The organism is Terriglobales bacterium (assembly GCA_035567895.1).
Lineage (GTDB): Bacteria > Acidobacteriota > Terriglobia > Terriglobales > Acidobacteriaceae > Gp1-AA112.
In genome coordinates, this window is sequence record DATMPC010000088.1 from 107662 (window position 1) to 113661 (window position 6000).

5 protein-coding genes are annotated in these 6000 nt (G+C 55.4%); 3 read left to right on the forward strand and 2 right to left on the reverse strand.

The features are described 5' to 3' along the window. Window positions 1–109: 109 nt before the first annotated feature. Together nusA and rimP are read right to left on the reverse strand one after the other, a co-directional pair. Window positions 110–1711: a transcription termination factor NusA gene (gene nusA, locus VNX88_18575; protein HWY70679.1), complete on the reverse strand. Its 1602-nt coding sequence runs from the start codon at window positions 1709–1711 to the stop codon at window positions 110–112. Window positions 1712–1743: 32 nt separating this feature from the next. Further along, window positions 1744–2349 (reverse strand): ribosome maturation factor RimP, encoded by a 606-nt coding sequence (rimP, locus tag VNX88_18580; GenBank protein ID HWY70680.1) that lies wholly within the window; start codon window positions 2347–2349, stop codon window positions 1744–1746. Between the two features lie 446 nt (window positions 2350–2795). On the opposite strand from rimP, the gene VNX88_18585 reads away from it, so the two are divergent. The 3 genes from VNX88_18585 (at window position 2796) to VNX88_18595 (ending at window position 5773) form a co-directional block, all read left to right on the forward strand. Next, entirely contained in the window at window positions 2796–3638 is an 843-nt protein-coding gene (locus tag VNX88_18585; GenBank protein HWY70681.1) for a type II CAAX endopeptidase family protein, read from the forward strand. Window positions 3639–3729: 91 nt separating this feature from the next. Beyond that, the gene (guaB, locus tag VNX88_18590) at window positions 3730–5235 is read left to right on the forward strand and encodes an IMP dehydrogenase (GenBank protein HWY70682.1); all 1506 of its coding nucleotides are present in this window, start codon (window positions 3730–3732) and stop codon (window positions 5233–5235) included. Window positions 5236–5242: 7 nt separating this feature from the next. Then, window positions 5243–5773, forward strand: coding sequence for a VanZ family protein (locus VNX88_18595; protein ID HWY70683.1), 531 nt, complete (start codon window positions 5243–5245; stop codon window positions 5771–5773). The last annotated feature ends 227 nt before the right edge of the window (window positions 5774–6000 follow it).

A 6000-nucleotide genomic window follows, 5' to 3' on the forward strand; every position in this document is an offset into this window, starting at 1 on the left:
GTTCTCTCCGCTCTCCCGCTACACGATCATCACAACCCTCACGAGATCAATTGATCGATGCTTCCGTCAGCCCGCCTTCACCCAACTCGGCCGGTCGTTCTTCAACGAATCACTCCGTATGTTCCGGCTTGCTCGCCTCTTCCGGCTGAGGCTCCTCCGGAGCAACAACCTCTTCGGCTTCAGGAACCGGCTGCTCGCCATGCACATGCACTTCCGCTATATCTGCCGCTGGAGCATTCTCTACGCCCGCGATCTCCGCCGCCTCAAGTGCCTGGCCCGTCTCAACAGCTTCTTCATACTCCGAATTCTCGGCCTGAACGTTCGATATCGCAGCGGCGCCGCCCTCGGGCACAGCCTCCACAGCGACTTCTTCCACGCCAGCTTCCGCAGCGACTTCTTCCACGCCAGCTTCCGCGCCCTGAACCTCGCCACCTTCAAGTGCCGAGAAGTAGTTATTCACGGCAATGCTGATCTTCTCGATCGTCTTAGGACCGATACCAGGCAGCTCTTCGAGCTGTTCCGGCGTCATGTCGGCAAGAGCTTCGACTGTAGTTATTCCGGCGGCCACCAGCTTCTCGATCACTTGCTCGCCGAGCTCCGGAACCTTTTCCAGCGGAGTCGTCGTCCCAGAAGTAAGAGCCTGCATCTGCTGCTCAACTTCCTGCCGCTTCTCTTCTTCACTCTTGATGTCGATCTTCCAGCCAAGTAATTTCGCCGCGAGGCGTACGTTCTGCCCCTTCTTGCCGATCGCCAGCGAGAGCTGGGTATCATCTACGATCACTTCGAGGTGCTTCTCCGTCGCGTCGACAACGGTTACGCGACTCACTTTGGCAGGCTGCAGTGCCTTCTCCGCAAAAGTGACCGGATCCTCGTGATACTCAATGATGTCGATCTTTTCGCCGCGAAGCTCACGAATGATGGACTGCACACGCATGCCCTTCATGCCTACGCAAGCTCCGACGGAATCAACATCTTTATCGCGCGACATTACGGCGATCTTCGTGCGCTCGCCGGCTTCGCGAGCGATCGCGCGGATCACGACGGTGTTGTCGTAGATTTCCGGCACTTCAGTCTGGAACAGGTTTTGCACTAGCTCCGGCGCCGCTCGAGATACAACCACCTGCGGCCCCTTCGAGGCCTTCTCCACGCGCACTAGTACTGCGCGCACGCGCTCGCCGACAGCGAAAGACTCAAGCCTCGACTGTTCCTTCCGCCCCATGCGCGCTTCGGCTTTGCCGATATCGAAGATCACATCCGGACCTTCGATGCGCTTCACCGTGGCGTTAAGAATTTCGCCGACACGTCCGATGTACTCGTTGTAGACGGTGTCGCGCTCGGCCTCGCGAACCTTCTGAAAGATGACCTGCTTGGCAAGCTGTGCCGATATGCGTCCGAGCACACCGTCGGTGGACTTGTACTGGCGGATCTCGCCGCCAACTTCGACGTTCGGATCGACGCGACGCGCATCCTCGAGCGTGATCTGCACGTTTGGATCTTCGACCTGCTCCGGAGTCTCTACGACACTCCTGTAGCTATAAGCCTGGATCGCACCTGTCTCTTTATTGAGTTCGGCGCGCATGTTCTCCTGGATCTTGTAGTGCTTGCGCGTGGCGACAGCAATGGCGTCTTCCACCGCGTTGACCACAATTTGCGGATCGATTCCTTTTTCCCGGCTCAGCGCTTCAATATTTTCGTACAGCGGACTTGCCATGATTGCCCTTAGTTCCCGTTATTCCTAAATCTCTAAATCTCCGGCACCAGACGAGCGCGTTCAATGTTGCTCATCTCCAGCTCAATCGCGCGCTCCGTGGTATCACCTTCGACAGCAGACTTCTTCTTGTGCTTGCCCTTTTTCTTACTCGACTCCAAGTCCAGGGCAATGCGGCTGTCGTCCAGCGTGCGAAGCCTACCTTCAAAGTGCCGGTTCCCTGCCACAGGCTCGCGCGTCATAATCTTGACTTTGCTACCCGAGAATCGCTGGAAATCGGCCGGCTTGACCAACTTTCGGTCGAGCCCAGGTGATGAGACCTCCAACAGATATTCGCCACCCGGAACGGCATCCTCTACGTCAAGAACCGTGCTCAATTCACGACTGTAATTCGCGCAATCTTCGTGAGTGATGCCCGCCAACCTGTCCCAATTCACAGGCGAAGGCACTTTTTCTCCAGCCTCGGCTGCCGCAGCGAACTGCTGCTCGAGAGCACGTCTTCCTTCGGCATTTTTCTCGATAAAGAGCCGGAGAAGGCGTCCTTTGCCCCCGCCGTGAAACTCCAAATCAACAACTTCGAGTCCCGACGAAGCTCCGATTCGTTCCGCAATCGCACGCACACGGGCTTCATCGAATGGCATTACCTGTCTTCAGCCTGCAAATCGCAAAAAGTTTGCCGGAAATAAAAAGTGGGCTATCGCCCACTGGTTTGCTTCGCCAAACGATTTCTTCATCACACTACGTGGATGAAGTGGAAGCTTAGCCACCCCCTAAGGGGGCCCCGTCGCCGGACTCTTACCTCTTCGGCTTATACGTCTTTAGCTTGCAAGCCGGGTCGGGGTGAACACCACAAAGTGTGATGATACGCCGGATGTGAGCGATTTACAAACCACCCGGCAGTTCAAGAGAATAGCTACAAACATCAATTACACAGCACCATACCGGCACGGAGCAAGGCTTGCAAGATCCTGAAAATCAGTCGCTTAGTCCAAGCGATTCCAACTCGTCGACTCCGGCCCAATCCCGATCTTTAAGGCCTAGTTCACTGTTTTTTAATGATCGAGGCTTGCGCGCCGGTTGGCGCTTCGTGCTCTTCTTGGTTTTGCTCAGACTTGTCCTGATCCCGGTAGTCTTTGGCGCTGTCAGGCCGTTCCGTCATCGCCTGGAACCGAGCGTCGGAGACATATCGGACGCGCTGCTGCTTGCATGCATTCTGCTGGGCACGTTCATCATGTCAAAGCTGGAGCGTCGCCCCGTACTTTTGTACGGGCTGAGGGACTCCGTCGCACTTCCCCGTTTTTTGTCAGGAACGCTGACCGGATTCGCGTCACTAACCCTAATGCTTTTGGGCCTACGCGCGACTCATCACCTCATGTTCGGACCTCGTTCCATGGGGGGATCGCAACTTCTCGTCGCTGCACTGCTGAATCTGCTTGGCTTCCTGATTGTCGCGCTCTTTGAAGAAAACGCATTCCGAGGATATGCCCTACACACCCTGTCCGAAGGGATTGGATTCTGGCCGGCGGCGATCGTGATGTCGCTACTCTTTGCGGCACTACACGTGCAAAATCCGGGCGAATCGAAGGTCGGAATAGCCGCAGTGTTTGCCTTTGGGATGATGCTCGCATTCTCGCTGTGGCGCACGGGAAGCTTGCTCTGGGCAATTGGATTTCACTTCATGTGGGACTACTCAGAGAGCTTCTTGTACGGCGTTCCGGATAGCGGATTCGTTCAACCAGAACATCTCCTGAGCACGCGTCTGTCCGGTCCAACGTGGATCACCGGAGGAAGCGTTGGTCCTGAGGGAAGCTGGTTCATATTCGTCGTCTTGGCTATCGTCACATTACTAATTCATTTCGCATATCCGCACCGACAATTTGAGAAAAACCTGATTCACCACGGAGACACTGAGCGCACGGAGAAGACTTGAACTGAACGCACTGCGCCTTTCGATTTTCTCAGTGTTCTCCGTGGCTCCGTGGTGAGTCACGCTACAATTGAGAAAAGCAAGTGAGATTTGAATGATTCATTTTCCCGTTCCTGTGGCTCTTACCTTCGATGATGTTCTGCTGTTGCCTGCGCATTCTGATGTGGTTCCGGCACTGGCCAACACGCAGACACGGCTCTCGCGCAACATCAATCTGAACATTCCGATCATCAGCTCGGCGATGGATACCGTCACTGAATCGCGCCTCGCAATCGCGATGGCGCAGCAAGGCGGCATCGGCATCATTCATCGCAACCTTACGATCGAACAACAGGCAGCGGAAGTTGATAAGGTAAAGCGCTCTGAGAGCGGCATGATCGTCGACCCGGTAACGATCTCGCCCGATGCCAAGATTTCAGATGCCCTCGAAGTAATGCGCAAGTTCAAGATCTCCGGGGTGCCGGTTACTAAAAATAACAAGCTGGTCGGCATTCTCACCAACCGCGATCTCCGTTTTGAGACACGTACCGACATTCCAGTTGCGAAGGTGATGACCAAAGACAATCTCATCACTGTTCCCGTCGGGACCACGCTCGAAGAGGCGGAACAGATCCTCCACAAGCACCGCGTGGAGAAGCTACTCGTCGTCGACGACAAGCAGACTCTGAAAGGTTTGATCACGGTAAAAGACATTCAGAAGAAGCTGAAATACCCGAACGCTGCGAAGGATTCCCAGGGCCGCCTACGCGTAGGCGCCGCAATCGGAGCCACTGGCGATTACCTTGAACGCGCCCAGGAGATGGCGAGATACAAAGTGGATGTAGTTGCGATCGACAGCGCGCATGGGCACACCACTCGAGTGCTCGATGCGGTGAAAGAGATCAAGAGCAAGCTGCCCGAAGTAGAACTCCTCGCCGGCAATGTTGGGACGTTTGATGGCGCCTGCGCTTTGATCAAAGCTGGCGCTGATGCGGTAAAAGTCGGAATCGGACCTGGATCCATCTGCACAACTCGGATCGTAACCGGCGCCGGAGTGCCGCAGATCTATGCGATCGCCGAAGCTTCACGAGCGGCGAAAGACTCAGGTGTTCCCATCATCGCTGACGGCGGCATTAAATACTCTGGAGACGTCACCAAGGCGATCGCGGCAGGTGCAAGTTCAGTCATGATTGGCTCCCTCTTTGCCGGAGTGGATGAGAGTCCCGGCGAGACGATCTTGTATCAAGGCCGTTCGTTCAAGACATATCGCGGCATGGGATCGTTGGCCGCGATGGCGCAAGGCTCGAGTGAGCGTTACTTCCAGAGCAACGACGAAGACACTCCAGCAGCCGAGTTGATGGAAAACGGAGACCAAAACCGTCTAGCCAAACTTGTGCCGGAAGGAATCGAGGGACGCGTTCCGTATCGGGGCCCACTGGCAAACATGGTGCTGCAACTCGTCGGTGGATTGCGCTCCGGCATGGGATACGTGGGATGCTCCACCATTCCTGAACTGCAACAAGAAGCCCGCTTCGTGCGAATCAGCGGCGCAGGTCTGCGCGAGAGCCACGTGCACGACGTGATTATCACCCGCGAGGCTCCAAACTATAGGTTGGAGTAGCGCGTCGTTGAAATCGTTCATCCGCAATTTTCGTTACTGGATACCAGTGCTCTTGTGGTTGTCCGTTATTGTCTATGAGTCCTTCGGCCTTTCATCAGCTGTCACGGGAACCTGGCTGGGGAAGCTTCTGCAAATTTTGCATATCCACCTTTCTGCCGAAGCATTCGCCAAACTGCATCATTTTCTTCGTAAGGCTGGGCACCTGACGGGATATGGCTTGTTATGCGTCCTTCTGTTCCGCTCATGGTTTCATACCATGGATGACCCAGCCGGCACCAAACCACTGATTCGCTGGTCGCGCGGTACCAGGGGATTCCGCGCAATGTGCTTGCGATCTGCGGCGTTGGCGCTTGGCATAACCCTGCTGACTGCGGCGCTTGATGAATGGCATCAGAGGTTTGATCCTTCTCGCACGGGCACGCCGTGGGACGTGGCGCTGGATGTAACAGGTGGAATCTGTTTTCTTTTGATCGCGCTATTCGTCCTTAGACGGTGGCGAGCCGAGCCCGTGGAAGAACTCGAAAAAGTTTCGGCGTAGCGATACGTATGGATTTGGTTTTTCCCATCTCACCCGAGGCATCAGGAAATGGCCCTCGAAGAATACAAACGTAAACGCAGCTTCGAACACACTCCAGAGCCGCCACCAAAGCTCGATCCCAAAAAAGGATTTCGATTTGTAGTTCAAAAGCACCGAGCGTCCCGTCTGCACTATGACTTCCGTCTCGAAATGGAAGGCGTGCTCAAGTCCTGGGCTGTCCCAAAAGG